The sequence below is a fragment of the Polyangium jinanense genome (assembly GCF_028435365.1).
In genome coordinates this window covers 425316-447159 of record NZ_JAGTJJ010000001.1, presented here as the reverse complement: position 1 = coordinate 447159, position 21844 = coordinate 425316, and the positions used below count along the sequence as shown (strand labels likewise).

23 protein-coding genes are annotated in these 21844 nt (G+C 68.8%); 15 read left to right on the top strand and 8 right to left on the bottom strand.

Annotated elements, in window-relative coordinates; translation table 11 throughout:
• Positions 1-30: 30 nt before the first annotated feature.
• From KEG57_RS01805 to KEG57_RS01790, 4 genes are all read left to right on the top strand, one after another.
• Positions 31-345: a bactofilin family protein gene (locus KEG57_RS01805; protein WP_272418381.1), complete on the top strand. Its 315-nt coding sequence runs from the start codon at positions 31-33 to the stop codon at positions 343-345.
• 3 nt (positions 346-348) lie between these two features.
• A complete protein-coding gene (locus KEG57_RS01800; protein WP_272418382.1) occupies positions 349-1050 on the top strand; it encodes a bactofilin family protein in 702 nt (233 codons plus the stop codon).
• Positions 1047-1607 carry an orotate phosphoribosyltransferase gene (pyrE, locus tag KEG57_RS01795; protein ID WP_272418383.1) on the top strand — a complete coding sequence of 187 codons (561 nt, stop codon included), beginning with the start codon at positions 1047-1049 and terminating at the stop codon, positions 1605-1607. The genes KEG57_RS01800 and pyrE overlap by 4 nt, the downstream gene beginning before the upstream one ends.
• A 67-nt stretch (positions 1608-1674) precedes the next feature.
• Positions 1675-1995, top strand: coding sequence for a hypothetical protein (locus tag KEG57_RS01790; protein ID WP_272418384.1), 321 nt, complete (start codon positions 1675-1677; stop codon positions 1993-1995).
• A gap of 28 nt (positions 1996-2023) precedes the next feature.
• Here KEG57_RS01790 and glyQ read toward each other — a convergent pair whose 3' ends face one another.
• Positions 2024-2968, bottom strand: a complete 945-nt coding sequence (glyQ, locus tag KEG57_RS01785) for a glycine--tRNA ligase subunit alpha (RefSeq protein WP_272418385.1) — start codon at positions 2966-2968, stop codon at positions 2024-2026.
• Between the two features lie 421 nt (positions 2969-3389).
• Between glyQ and KEG57_RS01780 the strand changes: the two genes are divergently transcribed.
• The gene (locus tag KEG57_RS01780; RefSeq protein WP_272418386.1) at positions 3390-3767 is read left to right on the top strand and encodes a response regulator; all 378 of its coding nucleotides are present in this window, start codon (positions 3390-3392) and stop codon (positions 3765-3767) included.
• A gap of 30 nt (positions 3768-3797) precedes the next feature.
• On the opposite strand, the gene KEG57_RS01775 is transcribed toward KEG57_RS01780, so the two are convergent.
• Positions 3798-5330 carry an acyl-CoA synthetase gene (locus KEG57_RS01775; RefSeq protein ID WP_272418626.1) on the bottom strand — a complete coding sequence of 511 codons (1533 nt, stop codon included), beginning with the start codon at positions 5328-5330 and terminating at the stop codon, positions 3798-3800.
• 106 nt (positions 5331-5436) lie between these two features.
• Between KEG57_RS01775 and KEG57_RS01770 the strand changes: the two genes are divergently transcribed.
• The 5 genes from KEG57_RS01770 (at position 5437) to KEG57_RS01750 (ending at position 9597) form a co-directional block, all read left to right on the top strand.
• Entirely contained in the window at positions 5437-5970 is a 534-nt protein-coding gene (locus KEG57_RS01770; RefSeq protein WP_272418387.1) for a polyhydroxyalkanoate synthesis regulator DNA-binding domain-containing protein, read from the top strand.
• 120 nt (positions 5971-6090) lie between these two features.
• Entirely contained in the window at positions 6091-6348 is a 258-nt protein-coding gene (locus tag KEG57_RS01765; RefSeq protein WP_272418388.1) for a hypothetical protein, read from the top strand.
• Between the two features lie 90 nt (positions 6349-6438).
• Positions 6439-7980: an acyl-CoA synthetase gene (locus KEG57_RS01760; protein WP_272418389.1), complete on the top strand. Its 1542-nt coding sequence runs from the start codon at positions 6439-6441 to the stop codon at positions 7978-7980.
• A 22-nt stretch (positions 7981-8002) separates the two neighbouring features.
• Complete coding sequence (locus KEG57_RS01755; protein WP_272418390.1) at positions 8003-8443, top strand: hypothetical protein; 441 nt, start codon at positions 8003-8005, stop codon at positions 8441-8443.
• 23 nt (positions 8444-8466) lie between these two features.
• Entirely contained in the window at positions 8467-9597 is a 1131-nt protein-coding gene (locus KEG57_RS01750) for an alpha/beta fold hydrolase (RefSeq protein ID WP_272418391.1), read from the top strand.
• A 12-nt stretch (positions 9598-9609) separates the two neighbouring features.
• Here the strand turns inward: KEG57_RS01750 and KEG57_RS01745 are convergent, their stop codons facing one another.
• The 5 genes from KEG57_RS01745 to KEG57_RS01725 form a co-directional block, all read right to left on the bottom strand.
• A complete protein-coding gene (locus tag KEG57_RS01745) occupies positions 9610-10314 on the bottom strand; it encodes a hypothetical protein (RefSeq protein WP_272418392.1) in 705 nt (234 codons plus the stop codon).
• Positions 10307-10549, bottom strand: coding sequence for a hypothetical protein (locus tag KEG57_RS01740; protein ID WP_272418393.1), 243 nt, complete (start codon positions 10547-10549; stop codon positions 10307-10309). Before KEG57_RS01740 ends, KEG57_RS01745 begins: the two co-directional genes overlap by 8 nt.
• Positions 10550-10586: 37 nt before the next feature.
• Positions 10587-11390, bottom strand: coding sequence for a PP2C family protein-serine/threonine phosphatase (locus KEG57_RS01735; protein ID WP_272418394.1), 804 nt, complete (start codon positions 11388-11390; stop codon positions 10587-10589).
• A gap of 1 nt (position 11391) precedes the next feature.
• A complete protein-coding gene (locus KEG57_RS01730; protein ID WP_272418395.1) occupies positions 11392-12381 on the bottom strand; it encodes an NHL repeat-containing protein in 990 nt (329 codons plus the stop codon).
• Positions 12382-12456: 75 nt separating this feature from the next.
• On the bottom strand, positions 12457-14136 hold the full coding sequence (locus tag KEG57_RS01725; RefSeq protein ID WP_272418396.1) for an RCC1 domain-containing protein: 1680 nt from the start codon (positions 14134-14136) through the stop codon (positions 12457-12459).
• Between the two features lie 132 nt (positions 14137-14268).
• Here KEG57_RS01725 and KEG57_RS01720 point away from each other — a divergent pair, with 132 nt between their 5' ends.
• From KEG57_RS01720 to KEG57_RS01705, 4 genes are all read left to right on the top strand, one after another.
• A complete protein-coding gene (locus KEG57_RS01720) occupies positions 14269-14991 on the top strand; it encodes a hypothetical protein (protein WP_272418397.1) in 723 nt (240 codons plus the stop codon).
• A gap of 5 nt (positions 14992-14996) precedes the next feature.
• Complete coding sequence (locus KEG57_RS01715; RefSeq protein WP_272418398.1) at positions 14997-15365, top strand: hypothetical protein; 369 nt, start codon at positions 14997-14999, stop codon at positions 15363-15365.
• Positions 15362-17143, top strand: a complete 1782-nt coding sequence (locus KEG57_RS01710) for a radical SAM protein (RefSeq protein ID WP_272418399.1) — start codon at positions 15362-15364, stop codon at positions 17141-17143. The genes KEG57_RS01715 and KEG57_RS01710 overlap by 4 nt, the downstream gene beginning before the upstream one ends.
• Positions 17144-17229: 86 nt before the next feature.
• The gene (locus tag KEG57_RS01705; protein WP_272458032.1) at positions 17230-18819 is read left to right on the top strand and encodes a serine/threonine protein kinase; all 1590 of its coding nucleotides are present in this window, start codon (positions 17230-17232) and stop codon (positions 18817-18819) included.
• On the opposite strand, the gene KEG57_RS01700 is transcribed toward KEG57_RS01705, so the two are convergent.
• Positions 18820-20016 (bottom strand): trans-sulfuration enzyme family protein, encoded by a 1197-nt coding sequence (locus KEG57_RS01700; protein WP_272418401.1) that lies wholly within the window; start codon positions 20014-20016, stop codon positions 18820-18822.
• A gap of 120 nt (positions 20017-20136) precedes the next feature.
• Here KEG57_RS01700 and KEG57_RS01695 point away from each other — a divergent pair, with 120 nt between their 5' ends.
• Positions 20137-21801 (top strand): nitrite/sulfite reductase, encoded by a 1665-nt coding sequence (locus KEG57_RS01695; RefSeq protein ID WP_272418402.1) that lies wholly within the window; start codon positions 20137-20139, stop codon positions 21799-21801.
• Positions 21802-21844: the final 43 nt, after the last annotated feature.

Here is a 21844-nt window from a genome sequence, read left to right as displayed (position 1 = left end):
TGCGGCGGGCGCGGCGAGGGAGCGTGGAAGGTGGCGGGTACGATCATCGGCAGCGGCATCACGATCGAGGGTGAGATCACCTCCGACGAGGAGGTGGTCGTGGCCGGCACGGTTCGCGGCAAGCTCAGCGTCGACGGCGGCGTGACCGTCGAGGGAGGCGCGGTCGTCGAGGCGGACATCGCGGCGGCCTCGCTCTCGGTCGGCGGCAACGTGACGGGCAACGTGAGCGCCTCGGATCGCGTCGATCTGCTCACCGGCGGGCGCCTCGTCGGCGACGTCAAGGCGGCGCGGCTGACCATCGCGGACGGTGCCTCGTTCAAGGGCAACGTCGACATGGACGTGTAGCCGATGACCACCCCCTCGACCATCGGCCGCGGGACCACGATCCGCGGCTCCATCCGCGGCGACGGGGACCTCGACCTCCACGGCTTCGTGGAGGGAAGCGTCACTGTCCAGGGTGAGCTGCTCATCGGCGAGACGGCGCTCGTCAAGAGCGACGTCTCCGGCCGCCGCATCATCGTGCGCGGCGCCGTCGCGGGCAACGTGTCGGCGACCGAGCTCGTCGTGCTCGAGCCCGGCGCGCGCGTCGTCGGCGACATCGGCGCCCCGCAGATCGGCATCCGGCCCGGCGCGCTCGTGCGAGGCAACGTCTCGACCGGCGCCCCGCTGCCGGCCCGCGCCCCGCAGCCCGCGGCCGCCGCGCCTGCACAGGCGGCCCCGCGTGGTCGTGCAGCTGCGCCTGCCGCCGCGCCTGCGCGTCCCGCGCCCGCCCCGGCCCGCGCGCCTGCGCCCGCGGCTCGCCCGGCGCCTGCGCCTGCGGCTCGCCCGGCGCCTGCGCCTGCGGCTCGCCCGGCCCCGGCGCGCCCGGCGCCTGCGCCTGCCGCGCCTCCTCCCCCGCCTGCTGCCGCCGCCGAGCCTGAGCTGGCTGCTGCGGAAGAGGCGCCGGAGAGCGCTCCTGCCGAACATTTGGGCGGCCCCCCGCCCCCGGTCGTGCCTGCGGTGCCCAAGGGTGCCAAGGCGCAGATCAGGCGCGGCAAGGGCGCGAAGTGAGCAAAACCGAGCGGGAGCGGCTCGTCGAGCTGCTCCGCGAACGATCATTCGAACGCAAACGAGTCGTGCTCGCCTCCGGGCGCGAGAGCGACTTCTTCATCGACTGCAAGCAGACGGCCTTGACCGCCGAGGGGCACTTTCTCCTCGGCGCGCTCATGTTCGACGCGCTCGACGGCCTGCCGCGATGCGACGCGGTCGCGGGCGTGGAGCTCGGCGGCTGTCCGCTCGCGAGCGCCGTCTCCCTGACGAGCTTCGTCCGCGGCCGGCCGCTCCCTGCGCTCTACGTGCGCAAGGAGGCGAAGGACCACGGCTCGAAGCGGCTCATCGAGGGGGATCGCGCGCTCGTGCCAGGGATGGCGGTGGTGATGTTGGAGGACGTGATCACGACGGGCGGGTCGACGCTCAAGGCCGTCGACAAGATCACGGCGGCGGGCGCGCGCGTGGTGGGCGTGGTGGCGATCGTGGATCGGCTCGAAGGCGGGGCCGAGGCGATCCGTCAGGCGGGTTTGCCGGTGGTCTCGATCTGCACGCGGCGCGATTTCATTCCGGACACGTGACGCGAGCGTTTGTCCGAGGGTGGGACGACCCGTGGACAGCGGCGGAGGAGGCGGGTAGGGTAGGCGTATGGCGCCGCCCGATCCTGCGTACGTGGTTGATCCGGCCGATCCTCGCGCGCCGAGCGAGGAGAGGTGGGCGTGCATGAGCGTGGAGGAGCGGGCGCGGGTCGTGGATCTGTTGCCGCCAGCCGAGAAGCACCTCGCGGCCGAAGCTGCAATCGCGGAAGAGCGAAAGCGCGCGGAGGCTGCCGAGGCCAAGGCGGAAGCGGCCGAGGTGGAGAAGCAGCGCGCAGAGGCAGAGAAGCAGCGCGCAGAGACAGAGAAGCAACGCGCCGAAGCGCGCCTCGCCGAGGCCCTCGCCGAGCTGGAGAAACTTCGGGGGCGGTAACCCCTTCGGCAACCGCCCCCTCCGCGCCTCACTCCGCCGCTTCAGCCACCTTCGGCATCAGCGGATACCCCAGCGCTTCCCGCTGCGCCAGATAGCTCTCGGCCACGAGCTTCGCGAGCCCGCGCACGCGACCGATGAACCTCTGCCGCTCCGTCACGCTGATCGCGCCGCGCGCGTCGAGCACGTTGAACCGGTGCGCTGCCTTCACCACGAAGTCGTAGGCGGGCAGCACGAGCGCCTTCTTCGGGTCCGGCTTCGCACCCTTCGCCGTCGCGTCGACGCCTCGGAAGAGCAGCCGCTTCACCTCGGACTCGCACTTGTCGAAGGCCGCGAAGTGCTCCTCCACGTCGGCTTCCTCGAAGTTGTACGTCGACCACTCCCACTCGGCCCGCTGGAACAGCTCGCCGTAACGCACCACCTGCCCGCCCGTGTTCGAGTACACGAGGTCGTACATGCTGTCCTTGTCCTGCAGGTACATCGCGATGCGCTCGAGCCCGTACGTCAGCTCGCCCGAGATCGGCTTGCAGTCGATGCCGCCGATCTGCTGGAAGTAGGTGAACTGCGAGATCTCCTGCCCGTCGAGCCACACCTGCCAGCCGAGGCCCCAGGCGCCGAGGGTCGGCGATTCCCAGTCGTCCTCGATGAACCGCACGTCGTGCTGCAGCGGGTCCGTGCCGAGCGCGCGGAGCGACTCCAGGTAGAGCTCCTGGATGTTCAGCGGGCTCGGCTTCAGGATCACCTGGAACTGGTGGAACTGCTGCGCGCGGTTCGGGTTCTCGCCGTAGCGGCCGTCCGAGGGCCTGCGCGAGGGCTCCACGAAGGCCACGTTCCACGGCTCCGGTCCGAGCGCGCGGAGGAACGTCGCGGGGTTGTACGTGCCTGCGCCGACCTCGGAGTTGTAGGGCTGCACGATGAGGCAGCCGCGCTCGGCCCAGAAGCGCTGGAGCGTCAGGATGATGTCTTGGAACGTCATGGCGACGGGCAAGCCATACCCCAGGCCCGACCGCTCGTCGACGGCGACCTCGCGCCTCGTGGCGCCCGGGGCGAACGGCTCCCCTCGTGCCTGTCCAGTCTTTTGTGTACGAACCGTCACAAACCGAAAATTACGCCAGAATTCGCTTGCGTATGAGGTTCAAACCTTGAACAATCGGTCCATACGTTGAACAAACGTAGAACAACAACCCTGGCCGGAAAACGCCCTTGACGCCCAAACCGAGGAGCGATACCCGCAATCACCAGGTGCCAAACAACTGACGCTTGTTTGGTGGGTTACCTCGGGGTCGGAGGGAATAGAACGGCTCTCGATGGTTCGGCCTGAGCAAGGTCGTGTCCGTCGGCATGGGTCGGTTAGCTTGGTCGGGGGCGCCGGGGAACGCCCACGGGAGGACGGTCCGATGCCGCGCATCCTGATCATCGACGACGACGCGATCTTCGGCGCCAGCGCGGTGCGGACCCTGGAGAGCGCAGGCTTCTCGGCGCGCTTCCACCGCGGCCCCTTCGGCAGCTTGCAGGCCATCCGCGAGACGGTCTGCGACCTCGTGCTGCTCGACGTCAACATGCCGAAGCTCGACGGTCCTCTGCTCGTCCGCATGATCCGCGACGCCTTCGGCCGCGGCGGCGTGAAGGTCCTGCTCTGCAGCGACATGGAGCCCGGGCCCCTCGAGCGGCTCGCGAAGGTGATGGGCGTGCACGGCGCCGTCCCCAAGCACCTGCCCGAAACGCATCTCGTCGATCAGGTGCGCGCCGCGTTGCCGCCGCGCGCCACGGCCTGATTCGAAGCGAACACGCTGTTCGCGCGGCGCTCAGCCGTGCTGTTTTTCCAGCGCCTTCTTGTCGATCTTGCCCGCGCCCGTGCGCGGTAGCTCGCGGACGAACACCACCGACTGCGGAACCTTGTACTTCGCGAGCCGCGCGCGGCAGTGCGCGAGGATCGGCTCGGCGTCGGGCGACGCGCCCGGGGCGAGCACCACGATCGCCCGGCCCACCTGGCCCCATTTCTCGTGCGGCACGCCGATGAGCGCCGCCTCCGCGACCGACGGGTGCCCCGCGATCACCGTCTCGACCTCGGCCGGATACACGTTTTCACCGCCGGAAATGAGCAGATCCTTGCTACGGCCCGCGATGTAGAAATGCCCCTCGTCGTCGCAGCGCGCGAGATCCCCTGTCTTTAACCAGCCGTCGACCACCACCTTCGCCGTCTCCTCGGGCCGGCCCCAGTAGCCGCCGAAGACGTGCGGTCCGCGCACCTCGAGCTCGCCCACCTCGCCGGGACGAACGGCATCACGCGCCGCGTCGACGACCCGCGCTTCCACGAAAAACAGCGGCGCGCCCACGGATCCGACCTTTCGACGCACATCCGCGGGCGGCAGCCAGAAATTGTTCGGCCCCGCCTCGGTCAGCCCGTAGCCCGTCTTCAGATCGATCCCTCGCTCCCAGTACGTGTGGAACAAGGGCTCCGGACACGGCGCGCCGCCGCTGATGCAGATGCGCAAGCTCCGGAGCTCGCCCTCGCCGAACCGGCGATGCTGCGACAGCGAGAGGAACATCGTTGGAACACCAAAGAACACCGTCACGCCCTGGTCGCGCACGCCCGCGTACACCTCGTCCGGATCGAAGGCGCGACAGACCACGGACGTGCCGCCCGCGAGCACGAGCGGCGCCGTGAACACGTTGAGCCCGCCCGTGTGGAAGAGCGGCGCGTTGAGCAGCGCCACGTCCGAGGACGAAAGCCCCCAGCTCGAGATCGTGTTCACCGCGTTTGCCGTGATCGACCGGTACGTCAGCATCGCCGCCTTCGGTGTGCCCGTCGTCCCGCCCGTCCCGCAAAGTACCCAGGGTTCGTCCCAGCCGATCTGGAGCGCCGGCGGCGGCCTGTCCGTGGCGGCGTCGCGCTCGCCGAGATCCACGTCGTCCCCGCGCGCCCGCGACGCGCCCTGCATCGCCACGAACGCGCGCGGGACGAAGCTCGCCTCGCGCCGGATCGCCTCGCTCGTCGCGGCGAAATCCGGCCCGTAGACGAGCACCTCGGGCGTCGTCGCGGCGAGGTACTGCCCGAGCTCGCCCGGCGTGAGCCTGTAGTTCAGCGGCGCGAAGATCGCGCCGAGCTTGCCGCAGGCGAACCAGAGATCGAGCATCGCGACATCGTTCATCGCGAGCGCCGCGACCCTATCGCCGCGACGCACCCCGAGTCGCTCCCGCAGGAAATGCGCCGTGCGGTTCGCCGTGTGATCCCAGGCTCGGTAAGTCAGGGCCCGCCCGCCTGCGCCGTTGTCGAGCAGCGCTATCTTGTCGGGGGTCAACGCCGCGCGTCGTCCGAGCCAGTCGCCGAGGTGCATGGCGCCCTGCGTAGCAAAGCCGCGCGCGCGCTGGAATGGCTCGCGTGCATTGTTGCGGCGCAACAGGCCATTGCGATCTGGACGATCGGGGTGTACGACCGTCCGCATGGTCGTGAAGAAGTACGGCAACCGGAGGCTGTACGACACCGAGGCGAGTCGTTACGTCACGCTCGAAGAGGTGGAGGCGCGTGTCAGGCGTGGCGACGACGTCGAGGTCGTCGACGCGAAGACCGGCCGCGACCTGACGCAGGCGACGCTGGCGCAGATCATCCTGGAGAGCCGCGGCGCCGCGCGCCTCTTGCCCGTGCCGCTCCTGCGCCAGCTCATCCGCATGGGCGACGATGCGCTGGCCGAGTTCTTCGAGCGCACGGTGATCTGGGCGCTCGACATCTACTTGCTCGCGAAGAAGGGCGCGCGTGTCTTTCCGATCGGCCCCCTCGGCGCGCTTCCGTTCCTCAACGCGATGCTCGGCGGCGGCAAGAGCCCGCCGTGGTCTCAGCCGCGCGAGCCCGAGCCCGAAGAGCAGGTCCCTCCGCCCGACCCGAACGAACGTGGCGAGCAGGCCGAGGAGATCGCCGCGCTCCGCCGCGAGCTCGAGGAGCTCAAGCGCATCGTCGGCAAGAAGCGCCGCGAGCCCTGAGCATTGTTGCAGTGCAACAATGTTTGCTTGACAGCGTGTAGGGCGGGGTTTAGGTTCGGCTCCCGACGGACGTGAATCGTCGTGAAATCAAGGCGATCCTGCTGGGGTGAGGAGCAGACGATGAGCGAAGGGGCCGATTCGCAGGTGCAGCAAAGTCGCGACGTCTTGCAGGGACGGAGCGCGCTCGCCGACGTGTTCGAGGGGCTCGCTGCGCTGGAGACGGCGGGGGTGGCGCAGATGGGCGTGATGCTGCGCGGCATGGCGCGCATCGGCCAGGCGTCGCTGCTCTACGGCGCGCGTGTGGCCGCGGAATGGCAGCGGATGGCGCTCGAAGCGACGAAACGCGCGGGCGACACGTTCGGCGCGCCGTTCCTTTGAGCGGCCTTCCAAGCAAAGCCGAGCTCGCGTAAACTCGGTTCGGTCCGGGCGAAACCAGCGAACACGCGCCGGCGAGCGGAGAAAAAGAGCATGTACATCGGGGACTGGATGGAGCGCGGTGAGCGGTATTTCCCGGAATCGCTCGCCGTCGTCGACGTGGCCAAGGGGGACGCCGGCCGCTTTTCGTATCGCGAAATGAACCGCCGCGCGAATCGCCTCGCCGGGTTCCTCCGCGACGAGGCCGCGATTGGCAAGGGCGATCGCGTGGGCATCCTGGCCATGAACGGCGTCGAATTCCTCGACGCGTTCTTCGCGTGCGCGAAGCTCGGCGCCGTGCTCGTCCCGTTCAACTGGCGCAGCCATCCGCGCGAAATCGCCGAGCTCACGAGCCAGACCGAGCCGAAGGTGATGATCTTCGGCGACGATTTCCGCGCCGGAATCAGCGAAATCGCGGGCCTTCCGGCGTGTGCGTCGGTCAAGACGTGGCTGCACCTCGATGGCGAGGGCATCGCGGGGAGCCTGCCGTATGCAGCGACGGTGCAGACGCGCGAGGCGCATCCCGTGAAGAATGACGCCGTCGAGGCCGAGGACATCGTTTGCCTGCTCTTCACGGGCGGCACGACGGGCCTGCCGAAGGGCGCGAAGATCTCCTACCGAATGATCGCGTGGAACACGCTGAACACGGTGGTCCACGAGCTCTCGCGCGGCGACGTCACGCTCACGCACACGCCGATGTTCCACACGGGCGCGCTCTTCGTGTACACGCTGCCCCTGCTCACGCTCGGCGGGACGGTGGTCATCATGCGCAAATGGACCGCCGACGACATGCTCTCGCTCATCGAGCACGAGAAGGCGACGGTGCTCTTCTGCGTGCCGACGCAATACCAGATGATGATGCAATCGCCGCGCTTCGAATCGGCGAAATTGTCCTCCCTGCGCTTCTTGACGAGCGGCGGCGCGCCCCTGCCCGTGCCGATCATCCGCGCGTACCGGGAAAAACACGGCGTCGTCTTCAAGCAGGGCTTCGGCATGACCGAGTTCGGCCCGGGCATCTTCTCGATGGACCCCGAATTCGCCGAGACGAAGGCCGGCAGCATCGGGAAGCCGAACTATTTCATCGACGCCCGGATCGTCGATGACGATAACACCCCCTTGCCCGTGGGCGAGGTCGGCGAGCTCGTGCTCAAGGGGCCGAGCGCGTGTTCGGGGTATTTCAACAATCCCGAGGCCTCGAAAGCGTCCGTGGACGCGGAGGGCTGGTTCCATACGGGCGACATGGCCCGCGTGGACGAGGACGGGTTCTATTACATCGCCGACCGCAAGAAGGACATGTTCATCTCGGGCGGCGAGAACGTCTACCCGGCCGAGATCGAAAAGGTCCTCTACGAGCACCCCGCCGTGGCGCAGGTCGCGGTGATCGGCGTTCCGGACGAGAAATGGGGCGAGGTCGGCCGGGCCATCGTGATCACGAAGCCGGGCGCGAGCACGACCGAGGAGGCGATCCTGGCCCATTGTCGCGATCACCTTGCGAAATACAAGGTGCCGAAATCGGTCGTCTTCGTGGACGCGATGCCGATCTCGGCGGCCGGCAAGATTCTGAAGAGGGAGCTGAAGGAAAAATACGCGCGGTGAGGCGCGAGAGGGAGAGGATGCCGTGGCAAAACAACCCACGAACAAACAACCGAAGCTCTTGACCCGCGTGGTGAAGGGCCTCGGTCATTGGCTCGGGCCGGAGACGCCGACGGGCAAGGCGTTCGTCGCCGCCGAGAAGGGCATGACCAAGGCGTTCGACAAGCTCGGCCGCAGCGAGCGGTACCTCGACCTCGTCGGCGGCGCCCTGAACCGCGCCCTGCGCGTCCGCAAAGCGTACGTCGAGGCCCAGGAAAATTGGCTCCACCTCCTCCGCCTGCCCACGTCGACGGAGATGGACGACCTGCGCGAAGAGGTACGCGACGTCAAGAACCAGATCGAGGCCCTCTCGTCGCAGCTCGAGCTGGTCGTCGACGCGTTCGAAAAGAGCCGCCGCGATGCCGAAGGGGTCGAGGTTGTCCGGACGAACGCGAACGGGAGCGCGTCGACCGATCGCCCCTCCTGACGGGGAGAAGGACGGGAAACACCATGACGACGCAATCGACCACAGCGCGCCTCCGCGCCCTCGTGGAGGGCCAGATCGAGCTCTCGCGCGAGATCATACACGCCGCGCAGAAGGGCTCGATGAGCCCGTACCACTACGTAAAACCGTTCATCCTCCGCGCCGCGGACGTCGGCGAGCCCCCGCTCGCGCCGACCCCGCACAAGGTGGTCTACACGAACGGCAAGATGCGCCTGCTCCGCTTCGAGCCCACGGTCCGCAAGCACGCGACGCCGATCCTCTTCGTCTACTCGCTCATCAATCGTTATTACATCCTCGACTTCCTGCCCGGCCGCAGCATCATCGAATTCATGGTCGGCCAGGGCTACGACGTCTACGCGATCGACTGGGGCACGCCCGGCGCAGCCGAGCGGCGGATGGGCTGGGACGACGTGCTCAACGTGCTCATCAAGAACGCCGTGAAGTGGACGCTCCGCCTGAGCGGCGCGAAGGACCTCACGCTGTACGGCTACTGCATGGGCGGCACGATGGCGCTCGCTTATGCGGCGCTGCACCCGCAGGGCCTCCGCAATTTCGTGGCACAGGCGACGCCGGTCGATTTCCACGAGGGCGGCGTCTTCGCCGAATGGACGAAGCCGAACCGCTTCGACGTCGACGCGCTCGTCGACGCCTACGGCAACGTGCCGATCGAGCTCATGGAGACAGGCTTCTCGTCGATGGCGCCGATCCAGCGCATGACGAAATGGCTCGAGGTCTTCCGCCGGATCGACGACCCCGACTTCGTGACCACGTTTCTCGGCATGGAACACTGGGCGTCGGACAACGTGCAGTTCCCCGGCGAGATTTACCGGCAATACATCAAGGATTGCTACCAGTACAACAACTTCTGCAAGGGCCGCATGAAGGTCGCCGGGCAGACCGTGGACCTCTCGAAGATCAAGGTTCCGCTGCTCAACATCATCGCCGACAACGACACGATCGCGCCCCCGAAGTCGAGCGAGATCCTGAACACGATCGTGGCCTCGACCGACAAGGAGATCATGCGCTTCCCGGTCGGGCACATCGGTTTGTCCACGTCGAGCAAAGGCCCGAAGCAGATCTGGCCGAAGGTCGCCGGATGGATCGCGAAGCGATCCGATCCGTGGACCGAAGTCTGAGCTTCGCTTCGATCAGGGGTTCGGCGGCGGGGCGTGGAACTGAAACTGCCCCGGCCGCTGGACCGGGGGGGCCTCGCCGAGGCGAGGCGGATAGGGCGCGAGAGGCTCGAGCTCCGTGATGAGCGCATCGACGAACGGGTCGGGCCCCTGCTGCTCCCGGATGCGACGCAACGCCGGGAGGTTGTGCGCGCAGACGGGGAAGGCGCCCCAGGGGCAATTCTTGCAAGGGTCGTCGAGGCGTTTGGCGCGGAGGCGCAAGGCCACCGTGCCGAGGCCGACGGTCGTCGCGACGACCGCGACGCGGATCACCCAGCCCCAAAGGGTGTTCGGGACGATCCACGCCGCGCCCGCGACGAGGCCAAAGCCCACGCCGAGGACGAAGCGCGCCGGGATTTTGTACCAGCGACGCTGGATGAAGGGCTGAAAGAAAGTCGGCACGGCGCAGCCGAGGGCCGCCATGGCGACCCAGAAAGCGGTCGCCATGTCGTGCGCGGGTGAAACGAAGAAAAGGGCGATGAGCGCGACCCCGATACCCGGATACATGCAGGCGCAGCCCAGGCACAAAGGCACGCCAAACGGGCGGACGAGGTGATGATCGTGCCGCCCGCAGGTCGGATGATGAGCGAAGGAAGGATAACGGCCGAGCTCGCTCAACGCGAACGCAGCCGGAGGTACCCCCGCGAGCTCGAGCCTGCGCGGGGATACGGGATCAGCCACGCTTGAAGACCAGCACGGCACAACGCTTGGGGCAGAACGGACCAAACGCGCTGCGCACGTCCATGAAGACGTTGGAGAGAACGAAGCCCTGCGCGCCCATCTGGTTCGCGAGGTCGGCGATCTTGCTGTGCTCGATGGTGCCGCCGCAGCCAGCATCGATCGTCAAGACCTGGAACGAAGCGCCGCCAGCCTGCGCGCCAGCGTAGCCACCACCATAACCGGGATTCTGTTGCACGACCGGGATCCTTTCCTGAAAGGAGACCAGGCGAACGCTACGTCCGAGACGGGGCGCAAGTCAACACCCTCGCGACGATCAACGCCACGTCGTCCCGGCCGAACCGTTCGTCCGTCCGCTCTGTTCCTGGCACAGTTTGCGCCGCCCGGAGGAGCCGCGCGCACGTCTCCCCCACGTCGTCCCCGCCGTCCCGGAGGATCTCGGTGATGCGGGCATCGTCGACCGGGTCCCAAAGGCCGTCGGTGCAGAGGAGAAATCGGTCGTTCGGACAAACCTCGATCTCGACGAGGTCGACGTCCACGGTGTCCTTGATGCCGAGCGAGCGCGTGAGGATGTTCGCGACGACGTTCTCCAGGTCGGCCTCCGGGATGCCGAGCTCCGCGCGCTTGTCGGGGTTCTGCCGGAGGAAGTGGGCGAGGGAATGGTCTTCCGTCAGGCGCCGGAGCGCGCCGTCTCGATAAAGGTAGACCCGGCTGTCGCCCACGTGCGCGACATAGGCGACCCGGCCGTCGTGCGGGAGGAAGAGGAGCGCCACCGTCGAGCCCATGCCGAGGAGCCGCCGGTCCGTGCTGCTCCGGTGGAAGATCTCTCGATTGGCTGCGGCGACGGCAGCGCGAATACGATCGGGCGCGGGGCCTTCACCCGGCGCGACGAGGAGGTCGGTCGTGAAGGAGACGGCGATGCCGGAGGCGACGTCCCCCGCGCCGTGCCCGCCCATCCCGTCCGCCACGACGCACACGTGTCCGGAAGGGCCGCTTAGAATGCGGAAGGCGTCGTCGTTCTGAAACCGCACTCCGCGCTGCGTGACGCCGAAGGCCTGGACCCCGCGCCCGATCGTCATGTCACTTCGGCGGCTCGAGCGGCGCGCACGTGGAGACGCCGGCCCCGACGATGCGGAAGCCGATGTTGGTCATGTACGCATTGTCGATGGTGCCCGCCACCGGGTCGTACTTCGTCACGTTCGAATAGTCGAGGCCCGCGGCGGCATAGAGGTAAAACGATCCGCCCCAGAACGAGAATGCCCACGCCGAGGGCGTCGCCAGGCCCGTGATCGCCTTGGCGTTCGTCACGGCGCCGGTCGCTTTGTTGATCTGGCCGACCTGGACCGGGCTTGTCGTGTAATACCCATAGAGCCGACCGTCACCCGTGCCCGTGAGCTCGGCGCTCTGGCCCGTGAACGCCCCGGGGGAGAAGTTCGCAATCGTCTCGACGCCGAACGAGAGCGGATTGATCTTCCCGAGCCCGGGGCTATCACCCGCGCCGATCGTGCCCGTGCCCGTGATGTAGAGCGTCTCGCCCATTCCGCCGTCGTTCGTGGAAAAACCCATTCCGAGGCGGAACCAGTTCGAGATGAGCTGCACCGTGGGCTGCGGGTCGCAGCTCGCGTCCTTCGTGCTGACCTTGTAGATCACGCCGTTGATGTCGTCCCCGAGGAACGGGTCGGATTCGACGTAGTTCACCCAGGCGACCGCGTTCCGGTCGACGGCCATCGAGTTCGGCTGCATCGTGGTGTTGCAGCCGAGCGTGCCGATCTTCGTGAACTTCTTCGCCGGCGGGTCGAAGCTGTAGAGCTCGTTCTCGTCCGAGAGCACGTAAATCAGCTTCGCCGCGTCGGTGCAATCCTCGCCGGGCGTGGAGCCGCCGCTCCCGCCCGCGCCCGGGATGAAGCCGCCGCCGGCGCCGCCGGCACCGCCCTGGTTCCCCGCGCCCGAGCCGCCGTCGCCCGAGCCGCCGCCGCCCTCATTGTCGAATTGACTGCCGCCCCCCGTCGCGCTGCAGCCGACGGCGAGGCCAATCGTAAGCACACTCAAAGAACCCCAGAAAAGCTTCATGTCGCTCACCTCCGAGCCGAGGGCCAGTATATCCGAGCGCGCCGCCCGCGAGGGGCGCAGGTGGTCATAAAATCGTCACCAGATCACGGCCGTGGGGGCGCCGCGATCCGTGGTCGTGCCGTCGCCGACCTCGCCGGCCCCATTTCCGCCCCAGCATCGTGTTGCCCCGCCTTCGAGCATCACGCACGTGTGCGCGCCGCCCGCGGAAAGAGCGCGCACGCCCGCGAGACCGGGCACGGGGACGGGGGAAGGTCGCGCCTCGGTCGTGCCGTCGCCGAGCTGGTTCCGATCGTTTTTGCCCCAGCACACGACCACGCCGCCTTCCTTCCGCGCGCACCCGTGCTCGGCGCCGAGCGCGATCGCCGTCGCGCCGGTCAGGCCCTTGACGAGCACCGATTCCGCCCGCGCCTCGGTCGTGCCATCACCGAGCTGCCCCGCGGCATTGTCGCCCCAGCAGCGCACGGATCCCTCTTCGAGCAGGGCGCAGCCGAACGCGGCGCCGAGCGCGATCGCGCTCGCCCCCTCGATGCCCTTGACGGAGACGAGGCGTGAGGTCGGGCGCGGGCCGGGTTTGGGTTTGGCAGGGGACGACGGGCGGAAATGGCCGAGCTCGCCGCTCTCGTTTTCGCCCCAGCAAGCGACCTGGCCGCCGGGCCCGAGCGCGCAGGCATGCCGGCCGCCGAGCGCGATTTTCGTGGCGCCGAGCAGGCCCGCGACAGGCGAAGGCGCGCCGCCCGAGGAGGCAGGGAGAGGCGAGGGGACCTCGCTCGCCGGGGGTTTGCCCGCGGGCCCCGCGGGTTTCGCGCCGAGCTGCCCGCGGCCTTCGCGTCCCCAGCAGACGACCTTGCCGCCGTTCACGATCGCGCAGGTATGCGCCGCGCCCGCCGCGATCGCGGTCGCGCCCGCGAGGCCGACGACTTGTGTGGGCGGGCGAGGCCCTTCCGTCGTGCCATCGCCGACCTGCCCGAATGCATTGTGACCCCAGCAAAGCGCGGTTCCATCGGCCCGCCGCGCGCAGGCGTGCGCGCCCCCGAGCGCGAGCTCGACCGCGCCGACGACGCCCGGGACCGGCGGCGCTCCGTACGCGCCCCGCCGCACGCCCGAGGCGCCGAAGCACGATGCCGATCCATCCTCGAAAAGCGCGCAGGTATGCGCCCCGCCGGCCGCGATTTGCCGGATCCCCACGCACGCTTTTTCCTTGCAGATCGGGCGTCCCTCGGGGCAGACCGCTGCCTTCCACGCGCCCTCGTCGTTGCACGTCGCGACGGCGTTCCCCTCGCAGCGCTCGGCTCCGGGCAGACACGCCCCGCACGCGCCTTTGCCGTTGCACACGCCGTCTTCGCCGCACGACTCGCCGACCGGGGCCGGCTCGTGCACGCCCGCGCCTTCCTTGCAGGTCGCTATCGTGCACTCGTTGTCGTCGTCGCCCGGCACGTCGACGTCGTCGTCGATCTCCATCGTGTGGCCATTGCCATCGCATACCCGCATGTGGCAATCGCCCGCCTCTTGATCACGCACGACCGTGTTCTGCGCGGCCGCCACCATCGCGCACTGCTGCTCGAAGCAGGTCGACACGATGCACGGATCGTTCGAGGGCGGGCAGTCCATCACGTTGAAACACGGGATCGGCTGCGTCGGGCTCTCCGCGACCCGGAGCCCGCATCCCGAGGCCTCGGGCAGCCCTCCGGCGAGCGCGAGCGCGGCCGCGAGCGCGAAGGAGCGCGGCAGGGAGGAAAATTGCGCTCGGGCCCACATGGTATCCGCGACTCTATCGAAGTCGGGCCCTTCGTCGCAAGGCGGTTCGCCTTCGGCGAACGGCGGCGCTTGGCACTCGAACGACGTTTCTGTATCGTTTCCGCCCCGATCGTGGGGCAGCGAGCGCGAGCCATGGAAGAGACGACGAGAGCCGAGCGCGGGGGCTGGGGCAAGGTGGCCGAGGTCGAAGGCGAAGACGCCGAGGCGAAAGCGCCGCGGATCAAGGAACGCGCGAAGACGCTCGCGCGCGACGTGGGCGCGGCGATCGAAGGTCGCGTCGCGCCCGCCGCGGACCGGGCGGCGCAGGCGGTGAAGAGCGGCGCGGGGACGGCCCTGCGTGCGCTCGAAGATCCGACGGCGTTCCAGGTCTCGGAGATCCTCGCGCAGGCGGATCTGCCCACGGTCTCGGGTGAGGACCCGCTCGCGGATCTCGCGATCCGGCTCGATCGCGAGGCCGATCTGCACCGCGGGATCGCCCTGCGGCAGCACGCGCGGGCGGCGTGGATGGATCGGCTCGGCGCGATCGGCGCTGTCGTCGCGCTCGTGGGGATCGTCGTCCTCGCCGCCATTGCAGGGTTTCGGGCCCTGTTCGCCCCGGAGGGCGCGCTCTTCGTGTCGCTGCTCCTCGGCGTCGGCGCGCTTCTCCTTTTGCTCGGCGCCTTCTCGCTCGGCCGCGCGACCGCGCGGATCCGCGCGAGCCAGGCGCAATCGGCGCGCGAGGCGCTCGTCCGATCGGACCTCGCGGAGGCGCGCCTGCACCGCGTCGCCGCGCTCCTCGCCTTGCGGCAGCTCGATCCGGAGGCCTTCAGCAAGGCGACCCAGGACCTCGAGCGCGACATGCGCGCCTCCGGATGAACGACATGACCGAACCCGACGTGATCGAGCGCCTCGCCTTTGCCCTCTCCGCGGCCTTCACGCGTGATTTCGGCGGCCCCGCCTTTCCGAATCCGGAGGGCTGGCGAAACAAGGGCGCCCGCCTCCGCACGTTTCGCCGCACCGTGCCCGTTGTCGAGCTCGAAATGGAGGGACGAACCCTCTCGTTCATCGTCACGCCCACGGATCCGGCCGAGCCCGCGTATCGCCGTTCGTCCCGGTACGATATCGTGTATTTCTCCGAGGACGTGCCCGATCACGAGCAATCACGCATTTATGCCCGCGACCGCGCCACGATCGATCGTTTCGTGGCCTGGGTGAAGGCCTGGGACCAGGCCGGCGGGGGATCCGTTTGAGCACCAACGAAACGGCGCTCGCGCGGCCCGAGGCGTCGGGGATGGAGATGGCCCTCGTGCCGCTCAGGCTCGGGGGATTTTCCTGCAAGGCGATCCTGCTCGAAGGCGAAGACCGGCTCACGGCGCGGTTCGAGGCGAAGGGCAGCGCGGACTGGGTCGAGGTCACGGTCCTGCCGCTCGGCGCGCCCGGCCCCGTGTTCCGGCGGCTCACGCACGCGGCCGTGCGGTATCGCGGCGCGATCGCCGAGCGCACGCCCGAGCGGCGCGAGGAGGTCTCGCGGCTCGTGATGGCCGTCGCGGCCTCGATCGACGCGCTGCTCGAACGGAGCCCGGGAAAAACGATCGCCGAGGTCCTCGGCCGCTCCCGCGAACGAGGACGCCTGATCTTCGGCCGCGACGGCCTGCGCGCCCTGCTCTCGCCGGAGATCGTCGAAGGCGCGCCCGCCGCGGCGGGGTTTTCCCTGGTCGACGTCTATCCGAGCTCGTACCTGCAAAAATCGCACGAAGGAGGCCTCGAGCTCGTGCTGGATTTCCGCCGGGAATCGGACGCGCGCAGGCTCCTCGTCCTCGTCGGGCGCCGCGACGACAACAAGCCCGCATTCGCCACGACAGCGCATTTTTCGATCAAGCACCTCTCGCTCGGCGCCGCCGATCCTCCCGGCGCGGACGAGCTCCGCGCGCTCGTCGCGTTCGTCCTGCAATTGCGCGATCACGAGGGACTCGATGTCGTTTTTCCGGACATCCTCTCGGACGTCGCCCCGGCGCTTCTCTTGCCGTCGGCATCCGAGGCGGTCGAGCCCTCGGCCGACGGCGAGGTCTTGAACCTCGCGATCGACGCCGATTGCGGGCAATCCTGCGCGTTCTGCTCGATCAAGGAGACGGCCCCGCCCGAGGACGGCGGGGATCGCGTGCTCGCCCGGCTCTACGCCGACCTCGAATCGAACCGCCGCCGCGGCGTGCGCAAAGTCCGCATCAATGGATACGATCCGCTCGCGCATTCGCGGATCCTCGACGTCCTCCGCCGCGCCAAGGACCTCGGCTACCAGACCGCGCACGTCTTCTCCCCGTGCACGCGCCTCGCCGACCCGGCCTTCTGCGACGACGTCGTCGCCGCGCTCCCCGAGGAAACACGCTTCCACGTGCCGCTTTATTCGGTATCACCCGAGGCGCACGACCGGATCGTCGGCCGCAAGGGCGCGCATGCGGAGGTCACCCGCGCCATAGGCAACCTCCTCGCCCGCGTCTCGCCCGAATCCGTGTGGATCCTCTGCGTTGCCACGCGCGAGGGCCTCGGCGAACTCGAAGGCGTCGCGCGATTCGCCGCCGCGCGAGGTTTGTCCTTCTACCCGCACATGCCGTACCCGAGCTTCGAATCGCGCGCCGATCGGTACTTTTCGTCCGCGCCGCGCATGACCGACGTGGCTGAAGTGATGTCCCGGGCGCTCGCGCGCGGCGTGCGCATGAACGTGCAGGGCGTCGTCCCTTGCGTGGTTTTTCGGCGGATGCGCGAAGACGGCGCGCCGCCGCGGACCTGGCTCGACGCGCCCGCCGAGCGGCCTCCGCTTCCGGGCACCGAGTACCGCGACCCGCGCTTCCGTCATCGCGCCGGCGAGGCAGAACACGCGGCCTTCCATGCTTCCGCGATCTCCTGTCCTCACGAGACCCGCTGCGTGCTCGCCTCCGCCTGCCCGGGCGAGATCCTGCGCAGTTATGCCGAGATCCACGGCCTCGCCGAGCTCGAGCCCGTCTCGTTGCGAGAGCTCGTGGAAGCGACGTAAAACTGCGCTAGATCGCGTGCAAGTGGCCGGACGGACCGGTCCTGTTTGCCAGAACCCCTTTCAACGAGCCGCGCGTTTGGTCTAGGATGCGCGAGCCGGTCTCCTCCATGCTCGTCACAGGCGCCTTGTTCCACGACCGTTACCGCGTCGTCCGCAGCATCAAGGCGGGCGGTATGGGCGCGGTGTTCGAGGTCCACGACGAGCCGACGAACCGCAAGCGCGCGCTGAAGGTCATGCACCCGGCCGTGCTGGAGAATTCGGTGATGCGCGGCCGCTTCGCGCAGGAGGCCACGGTCACCGGCGGCATCGAGAGCGAGCACCTCGTGCAGGTGCTCGACGCGGGCGTGGACAGCTCGACGCAACTGCCGTTTCTCGTGATGGAGCTGCTCGTCGGCGAGGAGCTCGGCGGCATGGTGAAGCGCCGCGGCCCATTGCCCGAGCCCGAGGCCGTGCTCTACCTCTCCCAGGTCGCGCTCGCCCTCGACAAGACGCACGCCGCGAACATCGTCCACCGCGATCTCAAGCCGGAAAATCTCTTCGTCACGACGCGCGACGACGGCCGGCCCTGCGTGAAGATCCTCGACTTCGGCGTGGCCAAGGTCGCCGTCGCATCGACCCTCGCGCACACCACCGCCGTCGTCGGTACGCCTCTCTACATGGCGCCGGAACAAATTCACGGCGATGGCGGGATCCGGGCATCCGCCGATATTTATTCGCTCGCCCACGTTGCTTATACACTGCTCGTCGGCGAGGCATACTGGAGGCCGGAGCTCTTGCAGCTTCCGTCCGTTTATGCGCTCTTCGGCAAGATCATCGCCGGCGAGCTGCCGGAGCCGCCCACGACACGCGCGTCGAGGCGCGGCGTGCAGCTCCCGGCGGGATTCGACGAGTGGTTCCGCAAGGTCGGGGCGCGCGAGCCCAAGGAGCGGCCCGAGCGGGCGAGCACGGCGATCGGCCTGCTCGCCGAGCTCTTCCGCGTCCCGATGTCCGTGCCGCCGTCCGGGCCCCTCCTGCCGCTCTCCGAGCTGCCTCCGCCCTCGCAGGCGGCGCGGCGCATCTCCCAGCGCCCGCCCATGGCCATTCCCGCGCCGCGCCCGTCGCGCGACCGGCTGCGTGACGACCCGACGCCGCCCCCGAGCGCGCCCGCGCCGGGCAGCACGAAGCCGCGGTCCCGGTTCAGCGACGCCCCCGTGACGTACGAGCCGACCTTGCGGAGCGAGGTGAAGGGCGTGCTCGACCAGCCAGGGCTCACGGAGGCCCTCGAGGCCGAGTACCAATTCAGCGCGAGCACGGGCATTCCTTTCTCGGTGCTCGTGTTCCAGGTGCAGGAGCCGTCGAAGCTGGAGGGGCCTCGCGCGCGGCCGCCCTTCGCCGGCTGGGGGCTCGAGCGCACGATCGGCGAGCTCGTCCATCTCGCTCGCGCGCTCGGTCCGGAGAAATCGACGATCGGGCGCTGGCCGAGCAGCACGATCGTGGTCGTCGTCCGCGCCTCGCTCGGCATCACGCTCTCGCCGAGCGAGGCCCGCGACATCCTCGCATTCGTGGGCAAACAGCTCGCGGGCCGGGACGAACTGCCCGAGATCCGCGGCGGTTATTCGCAATGCTGGCTCACGGACCGGTCGGGCATGGATGCCCTCGACCGCGCCCGTTTCGCCTTGAAGCCCTTCAACCGCTGATCAAGCGCCCGCGGCCGCGTCGAGGGCCTGCAAGAGATCCGCGACCACGTCCTCGGTCTCCTCGATTCCTACGGCGAGCCGCACGAGCCCCGGCGCGATCCCGACCGCCACGAGCTCCTCGGGCCCGAGCTCCGAATAACTCATGATCGCGGGCTGCTCGATGAGCGTCTCCACGCCGCCGAGGCTCGGCGCGATCCGCGCGAGCTTGCACGCGTCCACCACGCGCCGCGCCCCGTCCTTGCCGCCGCGCACCACGAACGACACGACGCCGCCGCCGCCCGCGAGGTGCTTCTTGGCGATCGCGTGATCCGGGTGGGATTCGAGCATCGGGTAATACACGCGCTCCACGGCCGGGTGCGCTTCCAGGCCGCGCGCGACCGCGAGCGCCGTCTGGTTTTGCCGGGATACGCGCAAGGACAGCGTCTTGATGCCACGCCCGATGAGCATCGCCGCGTGTGGATCGGACACGGCGCCGAGCACGTCGCGCGCCTCGTGCACGAGCGAGAGCAGCGACGACGGCCCCGACACGCTCCCGCCGAGCACGTCGTTGTGCCCGCCGAGGTACTTCGTCGCGCTGTGCACCACGAGGTCGATGCCCACGGCCGAGAACATCGCATTGACGGGCGTGGCGAACGTCGCGTCCACGAGCGTCTTCGCCCGCGTCTTCTTGCAGATGTCCGCGAGCCTCTCCACGTCGACGCAGCGCAGGTACGGGTTCGTCGGCATCTCGGTGATGACGAGCCGCGTCTTCGGTCCGATCGCCGCCGCGAGCCCGTCGAGGTCTCCGGGCTCGAGCAGCGTGTGCGACACGCCGAGCCGCGACAGCATCTTCACCACGAACTGACGCGTCCTGCGGTACGTGTCGCGGAAGAGCACCACGTCGTCGCCGGCCTTCACGAACGAGAGGATCGTCGTCGTCAGCGCGGCCATGCCGCTCGGGAAGAGCAGCGCGTCCTCGGTCCCGTCGAGCGCGGCGATGCGCGCCTCGACCTCGCGTACGGTCGGGTTTCCGTAGCGCCCGTAGTCGAGCCGCCCGGGGTCCGGATCCTCGCCGCGCATGAACCGTTCGAGGTCGTCCGAGTCGTCGAACGTGTACGTCGCGGTGAGCGCGATCGAAGGCGCGAGCGTGTGGTGCGGGCGATCGACGCGTTCCCCTGCGTGAACGGAGTCCGTGCTGGTCGGGAGGGCGGTCTTCACGGAACCGTCCTAGCGGAATTGGAAGCGGGCGCGAAGGCCCCAGCATCCTTCCGAGGTCTCCGGCCTCGAAAGATTGTCACACTTGACGCGTCGGAAAAGTGAGGGATAAAGTTGGCTGCCATGTCTGACGCAGCGTCACGTATGCAGACCGCGCTCGACGAGTACGCGGAGAACATTCAGCGGTTCAAGCGGGGGGAGATCACACCGGACCAGTTTCGCCCGCTTCGCCTCGGGATGGGCGTGTACGCGCAGCTCGCGCACGTGAAGCACATGCAGCGCATCAAGGTCCCGGGCGGGCGCATGACGGCGGCGCAGCTCGAGGTGGTCGCGGAGGTGACGGAGCGCTGGGCGCTCGGGCTCGCGCACGTCACGACGCGTCAAGACATCCAGCTCCACCACCTGGAGATCGAGGAGACGGTGGAGCTGCAGCGTGTTCTCGCGAAGGCGGACGTGACCACGGTGGGCGCCTGCGCCGACACGGTGCGCAACGTGACCGCGTCGCACCTCGCGGGCGTCGCCCCGGACGAAGTCTTCGACGTGACGCCGCACGCCCATGCGATCACGCAATACTTCCTGTTCCACCCGCACAACCGCAAGCTTCCGCGCAAGTTCAAGATCGGCCTGTCCGGCAGCGTTCGCGACCACGCGCAGATCATGATCAACGACCTCGGCCTGCTCGCGCGCGTCACCGACGCGGGGCGGGGCTTTGCCGTGTACGTCGCAGGCGGACTCGGATCGACGCCGGAGATCGCGCACCTCTGGCGTGACTTCGTGCCGGAGCGGGACGTGCTCGCCGCGTGCGACGCGGTGATTCGTGTTTTCTGGCGCGACGGCGAGCGCAAGAACCGCAAGAAGGCGCGCATCAAGTTCCTCCTGCGCAAGCTCGGCGAGGCCGAGTTCTTGAAGCGGCTCGACGACGAGCTCGCGAAGATCAAGGCCGAAGAGGGCGCGAAGATCGAGGCGGACCTCGATCGATACCTCGGCGAATACACGAACGAGGAGGCGCCTCCGCCGGCCCCGGGCGGCGACGCGATCGGCGACGCAGCCTTCGCGCGCTGGAAGAGGACGAACACGCTGGCGCAGACCCAGGCCGGCTACCGAGTCGTCACGATCAAACTCCCGCTCGGCGACATCACGGCCGAGCAGATGCGCAGGCTCGCGGCGCTGTCGCGCGAGTTTGGCAACGGCGAGGTTCGCACCACGAACACGCAGAACTTCGTGATGCGCTTCGTTCCCGAGGGTCACCTCGTGGGCTTGCACCGCGCGCTCTCGCAGATCGGCCTCGCCGAGCCCGACGCCGGGCACATCACGGACATCGTGGCCTGTCCCGGCGCCGATTATTGCTCGCTCGCGATCACGAAGAGCATGGGCGTCGGCGCCCGCGTGCGCGAGCACCTCTCGGAGAGCGGAAACCGCGCCGAGGCCGACGATCTCGTGCAGAAGATCGGCGCCTTCGACATCAAGATCTCGGGCTGCCCGAACTCGTGCGGCCAGCACCACGTGGCCGACATCGGCATGACGGGGCTCATGGTGAAGGGCAAAGACGGCGTCGAGCGCCCGCATTATTCGCTGCGCGTCGGCGGCGGCTGCGGCCCGGACGCGAAGATCGGCGACCGCCTCGACGGCCGCGTGCCCGAGGAGGAGACGCCCAAGGTGATCGCCGCGATCGCGAGGCATTACGTGACCGAGCGGGCCGAGGGCGAGAGCTTCCGCGAATTCGTGGCGCGCAAGGGCGCGAGCGAGATCGGGAGGATCGGATTCGCGGCGGCGACCGACGTGATCTGAACACGCGCGCCGGCCTCGTATCGGCCGGCCGGTCCTCCGTGAT